At 47.3% G+C, this 17,747-nt stretch carries 17 protein-coding genes; 7 read left to right on the top strand and 10 right to left on the bottom strand.

The window, feature by feature from the left end:
* Positions 1-22: 22 nt before the first annotated feature.
* Positions 23-1,507: a glycerol kinase GlpK gene (glpK, locus tag ACXAC1_RS00715; RefSeq protein ID WP_475057643.1), complete on the top strand. Its 1,485-nt coding sequence runs from the start codon at positions 23-25 to the stop codon at positions 1,505-1,507.
* Between the two features lie 35 nt (positions 1,508-1,542).
* Here glpK and ACXAC1_RS00710 read toward each other — a convergent pair whose 3' ends face one another.
* Positions 1,543-2,460, bottom strand: coding sequence for a LysR family transcriptional regulator (locus tag ACXAC1_RS00710; protein ID WP_475057640.1), 918 nt, complete (start codon positions 2,458-2,460; stop codon positions 1,543-1,545).
* A gap of 89 nt (positions 2,461-2,549) precedes the next feature.
* Between ACXAC1_RS00710 and ACXAC1_RS00705 the strand changes: the two genes are divergently transcribed.
* Positions 2,550-3,449: a DMT family transporter gene (locus ACXAC1_RS00705; protein ID WP_475057638.1), complete on the top strand. Its 900-nt coding sequence runs from the start codon at positions 2,550-2,552 to the stop codon at positions 3,447-3,449.
* A gap of 72 nt (positions 3,450-3,521) precedes the next feature.
* Here the strand turns inward: ACXAC1_RS00705 and ACXAC1_RS00700 are convergent, their stop codons facing one another.
* The 6 genes from ACXAC1_RS00700 to ACXAC1_RS00675 form a co-directional block, all read right to left on the bottom strand.
* A complete protein-coding gene (locus ACXAC1_RS00700; protein WP_133560251.1) occupies positions 3,522-5,240 on the bottom strand; it encodes an ABC transporter substrate-binding protein in 1,719 nt (572 codons plus the stop codon).
* A gap of 66 nt (positions 5,241-5,306) precedes the next feature.
* Positions 5,307-5,579: a DUF2160 domain-containing protein gene (locus ACXAC1_RS00695; RefSeq protein ID WP_133560250.1), complete on the bottom strand. Its 273-nt coding sequence runs from the start codon at positions 5,577-5,579 to the stop codon at positions 5,307-5,309.
* Positions 5,580-5,590: 11 nt separating this feature from the next.
* On the bottom strand, positions 5,591-6,388 hold the full coding sequence (locus tag ACXAC1_RS00690) for a carbohydrate ABC transporter permease (RefSeq protein WP_055463373.1): 798 nt from the start codon (positions 6,386-6,388) through the stop codon (positions 5,591-5,593).
* A gap of 135 nt (positions 6,389-6,523) precedes the next feature.
* On the bottom strand, positions 6,524-7,390 hold the full coding sequence (locus tag ACXAC1_RS00685; RefSeq protein WP_133560249.1) for a carbohydrate ABC transporter permease: 867 nt from the start codon (positions 7,388-7,390) through the stop codon (positions 6,524-6,526).
* Positions 7,383-8,483, bottom strand: coding sequence for an ABC transporter ATP-binding protein (locus ACXAC1_RS00680; RefSeq protein WP_133560248.1), 1,101 nt, complete (start codon positions 8,481-8,483; stop codon positions 7,383-7,385). The genes ACXAC1_RS00685 and ACXAC1_RS00680 overlap by 8 nt, the downstream gene beginning before the upstream one ends.
* Position 8,484: 1 nt before the next feature.
* Positions 8,485-9,573, bottom strand: a complete 1,089-nt coding sequence (locus ACXAC1_RS00675; RefSeq protein ID WP_133560247.1) for an ABC transporter ATP-binding protein — start codon at positions 9,571-9,573, stop codon at positions 8,485-8,487.
* Between the two features lie 395 nt (positions 9,574-9,968).
* Between ACXAC1_RS00675 and ACXAC1_RS00670 the strand changes: the two genes are divergently transcribed.
* Genes ACXAC1_RS00670 through ACXAC1_RS00660 form a run of 3 tightly spaced genes read left to right on the top strand, consistent with a single transcriptional unit; the run spans position 9,969 to position 12,791 of the window.
* The gene (locus ACXAC1_RS00670; RefSeq protein ID WP_475057635.1) at positions 9,969-11,900 is read left to right on the top strand and encodes a sigma-54-dependent Fis family transcriptional regulator; all 1,932 of its coding nucleotides are present in this window, start codon (positions 9,969-9,971) and stop codon (positions 11,898-11,900) included.
* 41 nt (positions 11,901-11,941) lie between these two features.
* Positions 11,942-12,241 carry an antibiotic biosynthesis monooxygenase family protein gene (locus ACXAC1_RS00665; RefSeq protein WP_133560245.1) on the top strand — a complete coding sequence of 100 codons (300 nt, stop codon included), beginning with the start codon at positions 11,942-11,944 and terminating at the stop codon, positions 12,239-12,241.
* A gap of 40 nt (positions 12,242-12,281) precedes the next feature.
* Entirely contained in the window at positions 12,282-12,791 is a 510-nt protein-coding gene (locus tag ACXAC1_RS00660; RefSeq protein ID WP_475057632.1) for a DUF7482 domain-containing protein, read from the top strand.
* 52 nt (positions 12,792-12,843) lie between these two features.
* Here the strand turns inward: ACXAC1_RS00660 and ACXAC1_RS00655 are convergent, their stop codons facing one another.
* The 3 genes from ACXAC1_RS00655 to ACXAC1_RS00645 all read right to left on the bottom strand — a co-directional run bounded on the left by ACXAC1_RS00655 (position 12,844) and on the right by ACXAC1_RS00645 (position 15,884).
* Positions 12,844-13,824, bottom strand: coding sequence for a TauD/TfdA family dioxygenase (locus tag ACXAC1_RS00655; protein ID WP_475057629.1), 981 nt, complete (start codon positions 13,822-13,824; stop codon positions 12,844-12,846).
* Positions 13,825-14,014: 190 nt separating this feature from the next.
* Positions 14,015-15,139, bottom strand: coding sequence for a Gfo/Idh/MocA family protein (locus tag ACXAC1_RS00650; protein ID WP_133560242.1), 1,125 nt, complete (start codon positions 15,137-15,139; stop codon positions 14,015-14,017).
* A 28-nt stretch (positions 15,140-15,167) separates the two neighbouring features.
* Positions 15,168-15,884 (bottom strand): GntR family transcriptional regulator, encoded by a 717-nt coding sequence (locus ACXAC1_RS00645; RefSeq protein WP_475057626.1) that lies wholly within the window; start codon positions 15,882-15,884, stop codon positions 15,168-15,170.
* A gap of 321 nt (positions 15,885-16,205) precedes the next feature.
* Between ACXAC1_RS00645 and ACXAC1_RS00640 the strand changes: the two genes are divergently transcribed.
* Positions 16,206-17,108 carry an aldo/keto reductase gene (locus ACXAC1_RS00640; protein WP_475057623.1) on the top strand — a complete coding sequence of 301 codons (903 nt, stop codon included), beginning with the start codon at positions 16,206-16,208 and terminating at the stop codon, positions 17,106-17,108.
* A 64-nt stretch (positions 17,109-17,172) separates the two neighbouring features.
* Complete coding sequence (locus ACXAC1_RS00635) at positions 17,173-17,724, top strand: TRAP transporter small permease (RefSeq protein ID WP_475057620.1); 552 nt, start codon at positions 17,173-17,175, stop codon at positions 17,722-17,724.
* Positions 17,725-17,747: the final 23 nt, after the last annotated feature.

Below are 17,747 nucleotides of genomic sequence, written 5' to 3'. Positions count from 1 at the left end.
GAAAAACCAAGAGAGCTAAGTCATGAGCCAATATCTACTTGCTATCGACCAAGGAACGACCAGTAGCCGAGCGATTATATTTGATGCGAAAGGCGTGCGCGTGGGTCAGTCCCAACAAGAATTTCCTCAGCATTTTCCAAACGATGGCTGGGTGGAACACGACCCGAACGACCTATGGCAATCTACCCTTACGGTTTGTCAAAACGTGCTCAAGGATACAGGCATTGATGCGGATGCGATAGCCTCAATTGGTATTACCAACCAACGTGAAACGACCGTGCTGTGGGACACTGAGACGGGTGATACAGTTTACAACGCGATTGTCTGGCAAGATCGCCGAACCAGCCAGTACTGTCAGTCTTTAGTCGACAAAGATTACAGCGAATTGGTGCAATCCAAAACTGGTCTGCTCATCGACCCATATTTTTCTGCGACCAAGATTCGTTGGATTCTAGAGAATGTTGAAGGTGTGAAAGAGCGAGCAAAGCTCGGTCACATTGCCTTTGGTACGGTTGACAGCTACTTACTCTGGAAGCTGACAAACGGTCGTTACCACCGAACAGATGCGACCAATGCCGCCCGCACCATGGCGTTTAATATCCACACGCAAAAATGGGACGAAGAGTTAATTGAGTTATTAGAAATCGGCGATGTTATTTTCCCGCAAGTGATGGACTCAAGTGATGATTTCGGCACCATCGATGCCCAGTGGTTGGGAGCTGAAATCCCTGTAAACGGCATTGCTGGTGATCAGCAGGCAGCATTAGTGGGTCAAGCTTGCTTCTCCCCTGGTATGGTGAAAAGCACCTATGGCACAGGCTGTTTTATGATCCTGAATACCGGTGATCAGCCGCTTAAATCAGAACATAAAATGCTCACCACCGTAGGCTATCGAATTAACGGGCAAGTCACCTATGCCCTAGAAGGCAGTATCTTTGTGGCTGGGGCAGCTATTCAATGGCTCCGCGATGGTTTGAAGTTATTTGATGATGCAGCTGAAACGCAAAGCCTTGCGGAACGAGCTTTAAATGCAGATACCGTCTACTTAGTGCCTGCCTTTACTGGATTAGGTGCGCCGTACTGGGACCCTGATGCCCGTGGTGCCATGATCGGCCTAACTCGTGATACCAGTGTGTCGGATATCGTCAGCGCAGGGCTGCGTTCCGTGTGTTACCAGACCAAAGATCTCGTCGATGCCATGGCACAGGATGGCGCGCAGTTCAGTACACTTCGAGTTGATGGTGGCATGGTGGTGAACAACCTTGTCGTGCAGTTCTTAAGTGATGTATTAGGTGTCACCGTTGAACGTCCACAGGTGACAGAAACCACGGCGTTAGGTGTCGCTTTCCTTGCTGGACTTCGCGTGGGCATGTACGAATCTCTCGAACAAATCAGTGAACTGTGGCAATCAGAGCAACAGTTCAACCCAGAAATGGGGCAAGACAATCGCGAAAAGCTTTACTCTGGTTGGCTTGATGCGGTGAGACGAGTGCGTTCGGTTCAATAACGCTCGTTTAGCATCTCTGTAGGCTTGCTGAACACCTAATCCTGTTCAGCAAGCTCAGAGGTAAGAAAACTAATAAACGCTCGAATGGTCGCCGGCACAAAGCGTGATTGGCTGTATTGAGCGTATATCGTGCCATGATAGCTCCCTTGAAACGTCCAATCCTGCAGCAATGCCACCAACTCGCCTTTTGAAATGGCTTCATTTACCACGAATTCTGGAAAAATCGAGATCCCCAGGCCTTTCTGAACGGCAGCTAGACGAATCTCAGAGTGGTTGCTGGCAAACGCGCCTTTTGTCATGACCTGCTCTACTGTTTCATTGTTGGCAAAGTACCAGCAGTGATCGTCATTATTTTCACCTAAAGCGATGCAGGCATGTTGTTTTAAATCCTGTGGATGTTGTGGTGTTGGATGTTGTTCAAGGTAATCCCAAGTTGTGCACAGTACTTGCTTAACGAATCCCACAGGCCTTGCCACCAGATGTTCACAAGGGGATTCAGTCACCTGAAGCAATAGATCCACTTCCCCTGTCGCTGGGTCGACCATGTTATCCGAAGCCGTGAGCTGCACTTTTAACGCTGGATGCTGCGCCATAAATTTAAAGATCAAAGGCCCGATGATGTGCTTACTTAATGCTTTTGGGGCCGCAATCCTTAGCAGACCATTCAATTCGTGTTTTTGACTTTCAATGCGAGCAATGGCGGCTTTTGCTGCGTCCATCATTGAAAGCGCTTGTTCGTATACATCCCGACCTATCGGTGTCAGAGCCAATGAACGAGTGGTGCGCTCTAATAATTTGCTGCTCAATTGATCTTCAAGCTTGGAGATAGCGCGACTAATAGAAGAGGGCGGCAGCTGTAGGCGTCGGCCCGCTTCAGAAAGACTGCCAGCATCGACCACCGTTACAAATGTGCCGAGTTCAGGCAGTAGCTTGAGTAGTTCATTTGTGTTCATAAGACAAAAGTTATTTGTTAAAGGTCTGTATTATTGTCTTGAACGATACAATTTAGACTGTACCTCGTCAAAAGAAACAACGAGGTAAGATGATGACAACCCTAACCACTCATCCCTATCGGCCATTATTTGGCTGGACAGAATGCATGCTACTACTGGTCGCGATCTTTTGGGGGACCAGCTATGGATTAACAAAAGACGCGTTAATGTATGTTGGGGTGTTTAGTTTTATTGGCATCCGCTTTGGCCTGACGTTCCTGATGCTTTTGCCTGTATTGGTTCGAGACTTTAAACAAGGTAAGAATCAGGATTGGTTACGCGCTCTGCCTACCGGTCTTGTTTTGTCAGGAATCTTTGTCTGTGAAGTGTCTGGCGTGCTGTACACCAGCGCTACGAATGCTGCAGTGCTGATCAGCTTGTCGATGATCCTAACGGCGCTTGCAGAAACGTTAATTAATCGTAGCCGAGTTTCCGGATCTCTATGGCTAATGGGGATGTTAAGTTGTTTGGGGGTGTTGCTGCTGAGCTTGCACTCAGGCTTTAACCTCTCTTTCAACTTGGGAGATGGCTTGATTCTACTGGCAGCAGTAGGGCGTGCAATCATGGTGACGTTGACCAAACGCCTGACTCATAACCGTTCCATTACCATGTTGAGTTTGACTGCGATTCAGTCTCTGGTGGTGACGCTGATGGCCATTATCGTTGGTTGGGGCTCAGGTGAGTCGATTGCTTGGTCGTCACTCAGTCTACCTGCTTTTTGGCTGATTACCTTGTATTTAGTGCTGATGTGTACGCTGTTTGCATTTTTTGCTCAAAACCTTGCGATCAGCCGAACGTCCCCAACGCGTGTCGCGCTACTGATGGGCAGCGAGCCGTTATTTGGTGCTTTATTTGCCATGTTGTGGCTAGGGGAGAGTCTTTCTCTAATCCAATGGCTCGGGGCCTTGTTAATCATTGCCAGTGTTATGCGAGTGTCCACTAGCCGCTGAGAGAGCATGTAGAATGCAAAAAAAAGACCGGCGCGAAGCCGGTCTAACACTTAGAGGGTGATCTTTTGAACGTTATTCCCAAGAGCGTAATAGCGCGTCGTAATCGACGGTTTTACCTTGAGGTTTTTCGTTCGCAAGTTTCGCTTTTGGCGCACCTGGTTGATTCAACCAGTAGGCTTCATCACGAGGCTCGTTTAGTTTTGGACCACAGTTCTCATGAACGCCAGCACGCTCTAGACGCTGAAGCACTTTGTCTTGAGCTTCTGCTAGGCCGTTAAGTGCCACTTGTGGCGTTGCTTCGCCAGATGCTGCTTGAGAAATGTACTGCCACCATAGCTGAGCCAGTTTTGGGTAGTCCGGTACGTTTGTACCTGTTGGTGACCATTGCTCACGAGCAGGTCCTTTGTAGAACTCAACCAAACCACCTAGGAATGGTGCCGCTTCTTGCATCTCTGGAGAGTTGATGTCCGATTCACGGATTGGTGTTAGGCCAACCAGCGTTTTCTTCAATGAAACCGTTTTAGACGTCGTGAACTGAGCGTATAGCCAAGCCGCTAGACGACGGTCTTCAGGCGTTGAGTTCATGAATGTCCATGCGCCCACGTCTTGGTAACCCAGTTTCATGCCTTCTTCCCAGTAAGGTCCACGTGGAGAAGGGGCCATACGCCATTTTGGCGTACCGTCTTCGTTCACAACTGGTAGGCCTTTTTGTGTCATATCAGCCGTGAACGCGGTGTACCAGAAGATCTGCTGAGCCACGTTACCTTGTGCTGGCACTGGACCGGCTTCAGAGAACGTCATGCCTTGTGCTTCTGGTGGTGCGTACTGACGCAACCAATCTACGTATTTCGTTGTCGCGTAAACTGCCGCTGGACCGTTGGTCGCACCACCACGAGCTACGCTGGAACCGACAGGGTTACAGCCTTCAACACGAATACCCCATTCATCGACTGGTAAACCGTTTGGCAGACCTTTGTCACCCGCACCGGCCATAGAGAACCAAGCATCCGTGAAACGCCAGCCTAGAGATGGGTCTTTTTTACCGTAGTCCATGTGACCGTAAACTTTTTGACCATCGATTTCGCCAACGTGCTTAGTAAAGAACTCTGCGATGTCCTCATAAGCGGACCAGTTGACTGGCACACCTAGCTCGTAGCCGTAGATTTCTTTAAATTGTTTCTTAAGCTCTGGACGTTGGTACCAGTCGTAGCGGAACCAGTATAGGTTCGCAAATTGCTGGGTAGGCAGTTGGTAAAGCTTACCGTCTGGACCAGATGTGAAGTTCAAACCGATGAAGTCACCTAGATCAAGAGTAGGAGACTTAAGATCGCTATGCTGCTCCATGATGTCTGAAATAGGTACTACTTTACCGTAACGGAAGTGAGTACCGATCAGATCGGAGTCGTTCACATAAGCATCATAGATGTTACGACCAGACTGCATTTGAGTTTGCAGTTTCTCGACCACATCCCCTTCTTGGATCAAGTCATGGTTCACTTTAATCCCTGTGATCTCAGAGAAGGCTTTAGCAAGAACTTGTGACTCGTATTTGTGAGTAGTTAGTGTTTCCGATGCGACGTTGATTTCCATACCGCGAAAACGTTTAGCTGCTTCAGTGAACCAAGCCATTTCTTTTAATTGCTCAGCTTCTGAAAGAGTCGATACCGTAAACTCACTATCTAGCCATTTTTGGGCAGCATCAGAGTATTGATCTGCCCAAGCAGATCCTGAACCCAGTGCAACAGCCAATGGGATAGCAGCTAAAACGAATTTCTTTTTATTGTTGTACATGTTTTACCTCAATGATTAAAGATAGGTATTTCGCTTCCATGCAGGTTCTTCCTTGTACACTCTCACTTAACCCCAGCGCATCAGGAAGCACATCCAAAGCACGCAAAGGGCGGTTGCTACGTAAAGTGGAACATCACTTAACGCAACGAAACCTAGGTGAACAAAGGCGCTACTCAGTAGGCCAATAAACAAACGATCGCCACGTGTCGTTTCAATCGGCAAAAAGCCTTTACGTTCCACGCTTGGGGAGATCGCTTGCCAAGTCGTCATCGCGACGAGGATCAAAGCGATGCCAGCAAAAAATGCGGCAGTAGGTAAGGTCCAAGACATCCAAACCATTTTGAAGCTCCTTAAACTCGGCCTAGGGCGAAGCCCTTAGCAACATGATTTCGAACGAAGTAGATCACCAAAATACCTGGGACGATGGTCAGCACACCGGCAGCGGCGAGCAGTCCCCAGTCCATACCGGATGCGGACACGGTTCGCGTCATGATGGCACCAATCGGTTTGGCATCAACGGACGTCAGCGTTCTTGCTAGCAATAGCTCTACCCAAGAGAACATAAAGCAGAAGAAAGCCGTCACACCGATGCCAGAGCGAATCAATGGCAAGAAGATCTTGACGAAGAATTTCGGGAACGAATAACCGTCGATGTAGGCAGTTTCATCGATCTCCCGTGGCACGCCACTCATAAAGCCTTCTAGGATCCAAACCGCCAGCGGCACGTTAAATAAACAATGTGCTAACGCCACGGCAATGTGGGTATCAAACAAACCAACCGACGAGTAAAGCTGGAAAAATGGCAACAGGAATACTGCTGGTGGTGCCATACGGTTAGACAGCAACCAGAAGAACATATGCTTATCACCGACAAACTTGTAACGGCTGAACGCGTAAGCGGCTGGCAAAGCAACCAATAAACTGATCACCATGTTCATGGATACATAGATGATCGAGTTCACATACCCCATGTACCAAGTCGGATCGCCAAAAATCTTGGCGTAGTTTTCCAGAGTGAAGTTCTCGGGAAAGAACGATAAACCACTCAAAATTTCCGTATTGGTTTTAAATGACATGTTCAGTAGCCAGTAAATTGGCATTAACAACAAAATCAAATACACCGTCATGCCGATGCGGCCACGCCACATCGCATTTCTTGCTTTGCGCTCAGCCAGACTGACCACAGGTGCTTGCGGCGCTTGGCTTGAGTAAGAACCCTCGGCGATTGTTTCTTCAGACGAGCGTTGTGATGTGATGCTGGATGAAGTCGACATACTCACCTCCTATTTGTCTTTTTGCATATGCATGATGGTGGTGTAGAACACCCAACACACCAGCAGGATGATTAAGAAGTACACCAGAGAGAAGGCAGCGGCAGGACCTAGGTCAAACTGACCGATGGCTTGCTGTACCAACGACTGGCTTAAGAAGGTTGTTGACGTTCCTGGACCACCACCGGTTAACACAAACGGCTCGGTGTAAATCATGAACGAATCCATAAAGCGCAACAGCACACCGATGATCAACACATTGGTTAACTTCGGCAGTTGGATGTAACGGAATACTGCCCAACGCGACGCTTTATCAATACGCGCAGCTTGGTAGTACACTTCTGGAATGGCGCGCAGGCCCGAGTAGCAAAGCAATGCCACCAAAGGTGTCCAGTGCCAAACGTCCATTAGTACCACGGTTAACCAAGCGTGCATGGGTTCTGAGGCGTAGTTATAGTTGATGCCCAGTTCCGCCATCATTGCGCCAAAGAGACCAATGTCAGCACGGCCAAAGATCTGCCAAATTGTGCCGACTACGTTCCATGGAATCAGCAGTGGAATCGCCACCAAAATCAGCGCTAGAGATGCTCCTTTGCCTTTTGTTGGCATCATCAATGCCACCATGATGCCGAGTGGGATCTCGATCGCTAGGATTGTGAAAGAGAAAATAAACTGGCGAATCAAGGCATCGTGCAAACGCTCATCCAGCATGACTTGTTTGAACCATTCTGTGCCCACAAAGTAGCGTGTGTAAGGGTCAAAAATGTCTTGTACTGAGTAGTTCACCACCGTCATTAACGGAATGATGGCGGAGAAGGCAACGATCAAAAATACCGGCAGTACCAACCACCAAGCCTTATTGTTCTCGACCTTAGTCATGGGGTACCTCCACTAAATAATCGTTGAGATAAATCTTGGTCCACTGCTCTGGGAAGCTGACAAAGGCTTTGCCTTCTGGCACTTTCTGGTCTTCGCTTAAGCGTGCTTTCATGGACACACCGGCAAAGGTAAAAGTAAGAATTTTGTAGGTGCCCAAGTCTTCAACAAAGTCCACATCTACTTTGAAAGCGTCTACATTCTGACCATCCCACACATGTACAAATTCAGGTCGAATCCCTACCGTTGCGGAGGTCGCGTTTTGCGCTTTCAGGGCAGCTAACAACTTCGGATCGATATTCAAAGTATGTTCACCAAAGATCAGCGCATCCTCGCCAACTTCAGCTTCTAAAAAGTTCATGCCCGGTGAGCCAATGAAGTATCCAACAAAGGTATGAGCAGGGTGCTCGAACAATTCACGAGGCGTACCAAATTGAACAATTTGACCTTGGTACATCACCGCGATTTTGTCGGCAAAGGTAGAAGCCTCCAACTGATCGTGGGTCACATACACCATGGTGATATTGAACTGTTCGTGGATTTGCTTGAGCTTACGGCGCAGTTTCCATTTTAATTGCGGATCGATAACGGTCAGTGGTTCGTCGAACAGGATTGCCGACACGTCATCACGCACTAAGCCTCGTCCCATGGAGACTTTTTGCTTCTGGTCAGCGGATAGGCCTTTGGCTTTGCGTTTTAACTGGTCGGAAAGCTCTAGGATCTCAGCCACTTCCAGTACCTTAGAGCGGATTTTATGCTCCGGCACACCAATGTTACGTAGTGGAAAGGCTAAGTTGTCGTACACACTCATGGTGTCGTATACCACTGGGAACTGGAAAACTTGAGCAATGTTGCGCTCTTCTGGCTTCAACTCGTTAACGCGTTTGCCATCAAACAGCACTTCACCGTCAGACGGTTCCAGTAAGCCAGAGATGATGTTTAAAAGCGTCGATTTGCCACAGCCTGATGGCCCGAGTAGGGCGTAAGCGCCGCCTTGGTGCCAAACGTGCTGCATTTGGCGAATGGCATAATCTTCTGGTTTACTGGGCGCATCACTGTATGTGTGAGCCAAGGCATTCAAAGTAATTTCTGCCATGTTAGCGTCCTCCTAAACCAGCTGGTGCATGCACAAGGCGACCCGCTTCGTTAAAGGCGTACAGCTTGTGTGTTGGGAAATACACTTTGATTTGTTGATCAACGTGATACTCATGCACACCCGAAAGGTGTAGCACCAAATCAAAATGTGGATTGTGCACGTGCAGGAAGGTTTCGCTGCCACTGATTTCGGCAAGGTCCACTCGTACGGGGAGTTCTAAGTCGTCATCAGAGTGCGGTACTAAACCAATATGCGAAGCGCGCACACCAAAGCGATAGTTGCCTGGTTCTAAAGGGCGCAAGTCGCTGTTTAATTGGAAATGAACACTGTCATCAAAAGTCACCTCGGTATCGCTAACACGGCCAGGTACGACATTGATCGGTGGTTCAGAGAACATCTCTGCGGTGATGATGTCTTTTGGACGATGGTAAACCTCAGCGGTTTCGCCAAATTGTAAAAGTTTGCCTTCGTGTAGTACCGCAGTGTTACCAGCTAAGGCTAATGCTTCGTTAGGTTCTGTGGTAGCGTACACAGCAATACAGTTACGAGCTTTAAACAAGGCGCGTAATTCTTGGCGAAGCTCTTCACGAAGTTTGTAATCTAGGTTCACCAGTGGCTCATCAAACAAAATAATTTGTGAGTCTTTGACCAATGCGCGAGCCATGGCGGTACGTTGCTGCTGACCACCAGATAGTTGCAGTGGTAAGCGGTCTAGATAAGGATCAATGCGCAGCATTTCAGCGGTTTCACGAACTCGACGATCAATTTCTTGGTCCGACATTTTCGCTAGGCGCAAAGGCGAGGCGATGTTTTCATACACCGTCATGTTGGGGTAGTTGATGAACTGTTGGTACACCATAGAGATGTTGCGCTCTCGAACCGGAACACCCGTTACATCAACATTGTTCATCATAATTTTGCCTGATGTCGGGCGGTCCAGCCCTGCCATTAGGCGCATCAGCGTTGTTTTACCGGAGAGTGTTCTTCCCAAAAGCACGTTAAATGACCCCGGCTCTAGGGACAGATTGACGTCGTCAATCCAAGTTTCTCCATCAACAACGCGAGACACATTACTCAGCGTCAGTGACATTGTAATTAACCCTTTTTTGTTGTTATGGCCGCCACAATGATGCGGTGTGTAGTCGGCACTGTGTTCAGCATCGCCTCAAGAGATTGGCTTGTCGCTTTTCGCAAATGCCTAAACATGTCAGTGGTCAGGGTAACAATACAAAGCCTGTGCCAAGATTGTGTAAGAAAAAGGTGTTTATTCTTAAGTTATTGAAATATAAGGATGTAAATTAATTTGGAGTCGATTTTTAGAAAATGTTCGTTTACGAAACAGAAGTGTTCACATCCGTAAAAAGTGTTCACTGAACAGTCTCTTTGAACACTGTTGAACAATCCTTGGTAATTAAATTGACCTTGTGGTCAGAGCCAAGCAGAATAGCAGTTGGCTTGTCGCTCCTTTTTCAAATGGAGCACACAATGACGATAAAAAAAGAACAACAAGAATCGGATGACAGCAAGGCAATGCGAAGTCCCAACGTCAACTTAAATGACGAAGAACACAAACAACAGATCGAAGCCTCGTGGTATCGGTGTGAACAGTTTGGTTTAGAGCATACCTCTGAACCGAATTTTGCTGCCTTGCCAAAAGGGGAGCTTAATGATTTACGCGATCAACACCGTAACTTATTAGAAACCACTGAGAATGAGATCATTCCCTATTACGAGAATATCCTCAGTAACTCAGCTTGTATTATTGTCTTAGCAGACCGGCAGGGGCATGTACTTAGTACATGGGGACAAAATCGCTTTGGGCGCGGTCAGTACCACGGTTTAGTCGAAGGTAACCAGTGGACCGAACAGGGCGTTGGCACCAACGCTATCGGTACGGCGATTATCAGTGGTCGTGCGATTCAAGTTGGTCGAGATGAGCACTACTTACGTGCCAATCGTTATATGGTGGGCTCAGCCTCACCAATTTATGACACTGGTAATGAATTGCTGGGTGTCCTAGACATTTCCTCTGACGCCTATCTTCCTCAAGATCATACCCTTGGCATGGTTAAACTCATGTCTCTCAGTGTCGAAAATCGTTTGATCTTTGCGGCATTCCAACAGAATCATTTTATTGTCAGCTTTAATACCAATCTCACCAGCCTCGACAGCCATTGGTCAGGATTATTGGTATTGGATGATCAAGGCACCATTGTCTCGGCTAACCGCCGTGCTGAAATCGTTTTGGCGCGGGACTTATCGCTACTGAATATTTCGCAGATTTTTGACTGCGACATGCGTGAGATTAAAAACCAGCCGTTGCATATGCCCATGAAGCAACGAGCGTTAGGGCGTTTTCAGTTTTATATGAAGGTTCTGCCACCTGTCACCCAAGTGATGAAGGTGCCTGACTATCGTACATCTGGAGGTTATGAAGCGCCGCCGCAGCAAATTGCGAAGCAAAGCATGCCCAGCAGCATCCCTGATAATGTGATTCCGTTAGATGAGCTCGAGCATGGCGATCCACAGGTGCAGCGCGTCGTAAAGCAAGCTCACAAAATCATGGAGAAAGACATTCCGATCTTAATCCATGGTGAAACAGGGGCGGGCAAAGAAATCTTTGTGCGCAGTTTGCACTATCACAGCTCTCGTCACAAAGAGATGTTGGTGGCCGTCAACTGTGCCGCCATTCCATCCGAGTTGGTGGAGTCTGAACTCTTTGGATATGAAAAAGGAGCCTTCACTGGCGCTCAAAACAAAGGCTCGATTGGTCTTATTAGACGCGCACACAAAGGCACCTTGTTCCTTGATGAAATCGGTGAAATGCCTGCCACAGTGCAATCCAGATTACTGCGAGTGTTGCAAGAGCGTGTGGTTACACCGTTGGGATCAACCGAAGTATACCCTGTCGATGTGAAACTGATTTCAGCCACCAATCGAAACTTAAAAGACGAAGTGGCAGAAGGGCGCTTTAGACAAGACTTGTATTATCGAATTTCAGGTTTGAACATTGAACTGCCCTCGCTGCGCCAGCGCCAAGACAAGCGTAAACTGATTTCCTACGTTCATGAACGCTTACGCTTAGAAGAACCGGGGCCAGCCCTGTCAGAAGAGATGTTGGCACTGTTAGAAGGACATCCGTGGCCAGGCAATATGCGCCAATTAGTACATGTGTTAAAAGTGGGTATGGCTATGGCAGATGGGGATGAGCTGGAAGATTGGCACCTGCCTGATGATTTCTTTGATGACCTGCAAACGTCTGCACAAGTGTCTGAAGAGGAGAGTGAACCTGAGTCATACGATGTCTTAATTCCTAAGTTATTGGCGCAAACCCAAGGGAACGTGTCTCAAACAGCTAAGCTGGCTGGCGTTAGCCGTAATACCGTTTATAAATATGCAAAAGAAAAAAGCCTATAATTCTATAACGTAGTGATTTGTTTCATCTTAAGGAGAGCGCAATGATTCGAGTGGTTTATGAGTGGCACGTCAGCCCAGAGCATCTATCAGAGTTTTGTGATGCTTGGCAGCAAACGACAGGCTTGGTCCGAGAAATGTATGCTGGTGCCCACGGCAGCGTGTTGTTGCAACATGAAAGTAAAATGAATCACCTACTTACCATTGCTCGTTGGAACACAACGGAAGATTGGCGTAGCTTCTGGTCCAGTGATAATCCTCCTGAAATTTTGCGCATGAGCAAATTGGCCACCTTGGTGTCAGTCAATGTCTATGAAGAGCTTGGGAACTTTATCTCTAAGTAAAGACTCATAGGACATGAAATTGTAAAAGGAGGCGAAGGAAATGACTGTCCGAGGGGTGTTGGGAATTTTGTTAATGATTGGTCTAACGGGGTGCGCCGCCACCAACTCGACCAAGCAGGTGTCACTGCCACTACAAAGTGCTTGGTTCAATAATGACCTTGTCTATTATGTGACAACGGATGTGTCTGATCAGGACATGGCAAAAGAGATGGGCGCCAACTATGTGCCACGCTTACGTGATGCTATCCCAAATTATCCAAAGCCACCTCGTCAAAAGACAGTACTGGAGCGCGTTTATGGCTTTCCCAATGGTGAACAGAGAAATATATTCCCCTCGGCTCCTGCGCCAGTGGGCTATCAAAGCACTGATACCGCCTATTCGCCACTTTGGCTAATGTACTGGGTAAAATGGGTGAATCCTGACGAAGCCTACGAACTCAAATCAGAAGAAGCACTGCTGGATGCGGAAGCGAAAGGCTTAGTGAATATCGAACGAACTAACGTCGTGGTGAACTGCCCAATTGTGCCATCGCCTTACGTAAGTCATTGATAGTGTTAAGAGTTTAGAAAGGCGCTTGACTGCACAAGCGCCTTTAATGATTTTACTTGAAAGAAATAGAGGCAAGAATGCGGCGTTCGCCTTCAAATGGTTGACGTGCATGTAAAACAGTATGGTTATTGATCCATAATACATCGCCAACTTGCCATTTAAAGTTTACGCACAGCTCATCCATGGCCTCAACGAGTTGTTCAAGTGCCATGGCATCCATTGGCTCCCCATCTGCTGTTGTGACCGCTTTTTCCCCTTGGTTGCGAGAATCATTCCAGCCTGTGAACACAGCAACAATAGAGTTAAAGAAAGTTTTTTGCTGAGTTTCATCATCAAAACGAATCCCTGGTAGCACGCGAGTTTCTGTGCGTACATCACCGTTTTCTAGCCATTCCCAATTCATGCCCGCTTCGCGCATTTTTTCTTCTGCTTCCTCACGGGTTTTTACATGAAAAGTGTCTTTCCAAGAGCGGCCAATTGCAGATGTGTTGTCCGTCACTTCAGGCATCACTCGTACATAGCGAACCCCTTGCTCTTCAACTTTTTTGGCGAAGTCAGGAGCGATTTCAAAGAATTTTTTGCAGATTTCGCCTGAGTGAAGAATGGAGGTCGCACCACCTTTGGCAGCGGAGGTTTCACAATAAAAGAAGATGTAACCCGGTGGTGTTGGTACTTGCGCCATTTCGTGGTGAAACGGGATCTTTTCTGATGCTGGGGACTCATTAGCGGTCACGATACGTGAAGCCGTTACCTGTGCACGAGGGGCGGCGCCACCTACATAGGGCATGTTTTGGTAGTCTGTTTGGTCGAGCATCTTTTCGAACTCGTCTGAGTTTTCGACCGGGAAGCCCCGAAATAATACGGCACCGTGTTTGATCAACAGATCATGAAGTTCTGCTTTGTTGCCTTCTACCCAATTGAAAAAGTCCATCTTATTGCTTTGAACGTCCGAGTTGTGAGGCGTTACCAGCAATGGAAAATCCAACCCATTTACTTGTTTTTGTTCTTCTAGTTTGGAAATTACCACACTCATATTTACTCCCGATTTAGGTCATCTTGTTGTCAGGGATTCATTTATTGATGTGTATCAATAGTGAATGAATTTAATTAACTCTAATCACGTGAAGTTAAAAAGTAAATCAATAGTGAATGAATTTTTTGTAAGAAACGCCTTACTTGATCATTAGCTATTGATTTACTTAGTTTTATTTTCTGTAATTAATTTACGCGAAAGCGTAGCCAGAGTCCGTTATAGTGACGGCTTGGCCAGTTTGTGCAGAGTGTTGAGCGGCTAAGCCTATCACGACAGCTTTCAAGCCATCTTCCACTGTCACGTCTACAGGAGCGTTTTCTGTGATGGCTTTGAAAAAGCCAAGGTGTTGGTAAAAAGTTGAGCCATTATGATCACCGGCATCCAGTAAAGCTGGATCCACAGGTATGTCAGACTCGATTGGGCCTTTTGGATCACGTGGGCTAAGAACCACTTTCGGAATGGGAGCTGCGCCGAGCGTTTCAGTCGGCCAGAAACGTCCAGGGCCTGGTACGAAGCACTCAAGTTTAGCTTTAGGGCCAATAGCACAGATTTCTTCTTGGTAGCGTGAGCCTTCTGCAAACATATTTAGATCTAGGCAAGCGCGCTGTCCGTCTTCAAAATCTACCACGACAAATGCGTTATCGATGATATCTGGCATTTCACCGTCGTAGCGTTCTTCTAGATGGTTGCAGTCTTGTCCTGTGGAAGCATATACGCGCTTCACTTCGCCCTGCATCAAAAGGCGCATTAGATCGAAAAAGTGGCAGCATTTTTCGACCAGTGTACCGCCTGTTTGACGATTGAAACGGTTCCAATCGTTTACTTTTTCAAGAAATGGGAAGCGGTGTTCGCGAATGTTCAGCATCTTCAGAGCACCAATGTCGCCATCTAAAAGCTGTTTGCGAAATTGAGCTACTGGTGGCATGTAGCGGTATTCCATAGCGACCCAAACCGGAGCGGGGTGCTTCGCTGCGGCATCACGGATTTTGGCTACTTGGGCGATATCGCTGACCACCGGTTTTTCTACTAAGATCGGTAGGGTGGTGCGCTCAAATAGCTCTATCAGTTGCTCCGCGTGTTGATAGTTAGGCGTAGCGATGACCAATGCTTCAAGGCCGAGGTCGGCATTTAGCATATCATCCAGTGTGTCGAAAAATTGTGCGTCAGGCACTAGCTCTCTGCAACGGCTCTGCATAGCTTGATTGGGTTCGGTGATCGCGACGACTTGTGCGCCATCGATCAAAGCCAAGTTTCTGAGGTGTTCTTGCCCCATCATTCCGCAACCTAGGATGCCATATCGAACGGAATTCCCCATTTTTCTAACCTCTTGTTTTTATTGAATGTTAGTGCCACCGGGCAACGTAACGACACTTGGCTGGGTCATACCATGTAAACGAAAACTCTTCGATATTGCCTTCGTTTGACCAACTTCTACGATGCACCTTTGGCATTGTTGTTTCTGGAGCTAACTCCAGGTTGTCCGTCACCCATTGAGGTGCGGGGGCACAATCGACTTCGTCTTCCACTCGACTAATCCAAAAAGAAAAGTTGTCTCGATAATGGAGGTACAGCGATTCGTGTAAATCTTTTGGTTTTAGAGTTGGTGCATGGGCGTGTTTGAACCAAATCTGCTCCATAGCAACAAGTTCGCGATTAAGATAACGAGCACGTTTGATACACCATAGCTTGCCATCTGCATCGATGTTTAACTGTCGTTTCACAAACTCATCGTCATCAATCGTGACAGACAAAATATCAGCCGTCGGTACTCCACCACCTTCCAGAGTTTCCAGATGGAAAAATTGGTAAATAGCACGGCCACCTGGCGCACGCTTCACATAATTTCCAGAGCCTTGGCGGCGTTCTAAAAAACCATCTTCTTCAAGCTTTTTAAGGGCTTTACGAAGAGTACCAATCGCCACGCCCAGCTTGGCAGCAAGCTCTGCTTCTATGGGTAACCGATCTCCGGGTAACCAATGTCCTGCTGCAATTTCGCGATTTAATAATTCGCTAATCTGGATATAGAGCGGTAGCTGTTTTGTCTTGTTTTTCTTTTCCACTTTTTCACCTAAACCTGCGCAATATGTATCCCTATCTTACAAGTCAAATGGGCAATTGTAAGTAGCTAAAGTGCCCTAAGTAACTGACTTGGCAGAGTATTCGCCCACCAAACCAACCATGGCTTAGGAGGGAAAAAGAACTTTTTAGGAAAATTCATTCACTATTGATTTACATCACAAGAATACACTGTTAGGGTAAATATACAACCTCTCGTGATGGTATCGATTTGATCTGACCTAAAGCGAGGAGCATAAAACAAAAACAAAATTCTGAGCGTCCAAAGGAAGCCAGGAACGCTCAAAATTCGGAGAGAGAAAACAATGCGAATGGTTCAAATAGGCAAGTCTGACCTACAATTCAGCCGTCTAGTGTACGGTGTTTGGCGTTTAGCAGACGCTTCTGATGTGTCTCTGACCCACGTCAGACATAAAATTGACCTGTGCCTTGAGCAGGGGATTACTACCTTTGACCACGCTGATATCTACGGCGATTACGAATGCGAGATGCTATTCGGAAAGGCCTTAGCCCAAGATCCTAGTTTGCGTCCTAAGATGCAACTTATCTCAAAATGTGACATCGCTCTGATGTCTGAAAAATTCCCAGATCGTCGTGTGAAGTTCTACGACACCAGTGCTGCATACGTAACCGCTAGTGTTGAGCAGAGCCTTAAAAACTTGCACACGGATTACCTAGATCTGTTATTAATCCACCGCCCTGATCCTTTAATGAACGCCGCTGAAACTGGCGCAGCATTAGATGCCCTAATCGACAGCGGTAAAGTACGTGCTGTCGGTGTTTCTAACTTTGACGTATGGGACTGGCGTTTACTGCAAGCCAACATGCGTCATCCTCTGGTTGCCAACCAAGTGGAAATGAGCTTGCTTCACCGTGATGCCTTTACCAATGGTAGCTTGAGTGCCATGCAGTTGGATCAACTTACGCCGATGGCTTGGTCACCTCTAGGTGGCGGTGCCTTGTTTAGTGATACCCCAGAGACTCGTCGCTTGGCTCCATTATTTGAGCGTTTAGCAAAAGAGCAGGGAGCTTCTTCTGATCATGTTGCGCTTGCTTGGTTGTTAGCGCATCCAGCGAATATTTTGCCTGTAGTGGGAACCAATAACCCAGATCGAATCAAAGACCTTTCTAATATTTTAGATATCCAAATTGATCGTGAAACTTGGTTTGAGCTTTGGACAGCGGCGGCGGGCCAGGAAGTCCCTTAAGCAGGGAAGCTCTTAAACAGTTAGACACGATAACAATAACAATAGGTTTTTGAGGGAGTAACACATGGCCATTCTAGGAATGCTGGTGTCCTGCTTTACCACCATGAATTTGCTGCTGAATCGCATTGGTCGCAACATTGCTTGGGTGCTGGTTGCATTGATGATCAGCGTCATCTTATTACAAGTCTTCTGTCGCTATGTATTAGGTAACGCCTTGCCATGGCCTGAAGAAGCGGCCCGCGCATTAATGATTTGGATGATGGCCATGGTGGCTGGTGAAGCCTATAGACGGGGCTCATTTGTGGCGATTGATATGTTCTTGAGTGCTTTACCAGAACGAGCATCAAGTCTACTTAAGTTAGTCTTGCTGCTGGTTGCAGGCGCTGTATTGGTGAAGTTGACGGTACTTGGTATTGACTTCTTTGACCGAGGTTTCCGTTCAAGAGCCGCATCGATTCATATTTCCCGAGCTTGGATCTACCTTGCGATGCCTGTGTGCTTTTTCACTATGCTTCTGGCGAACATTGAGCTGTGTTTACGGGAATTGGGTTGCCTATTGGGACAAAAACAGTTGGCCCTGAGCACCGAAGTTCGCGCTGATGCCCCTGCTGAATAACACAGTGACCGCTTGACGGTGCT

Source organism: Marinomonas sp. AWM4_232, from assembly GCF_056158325.1.
The sequence above is the reverse complement of the archived record's forward strand: the minus strand, read 5'-3'. Positions and strand labels throughout refer to the sequence as shown.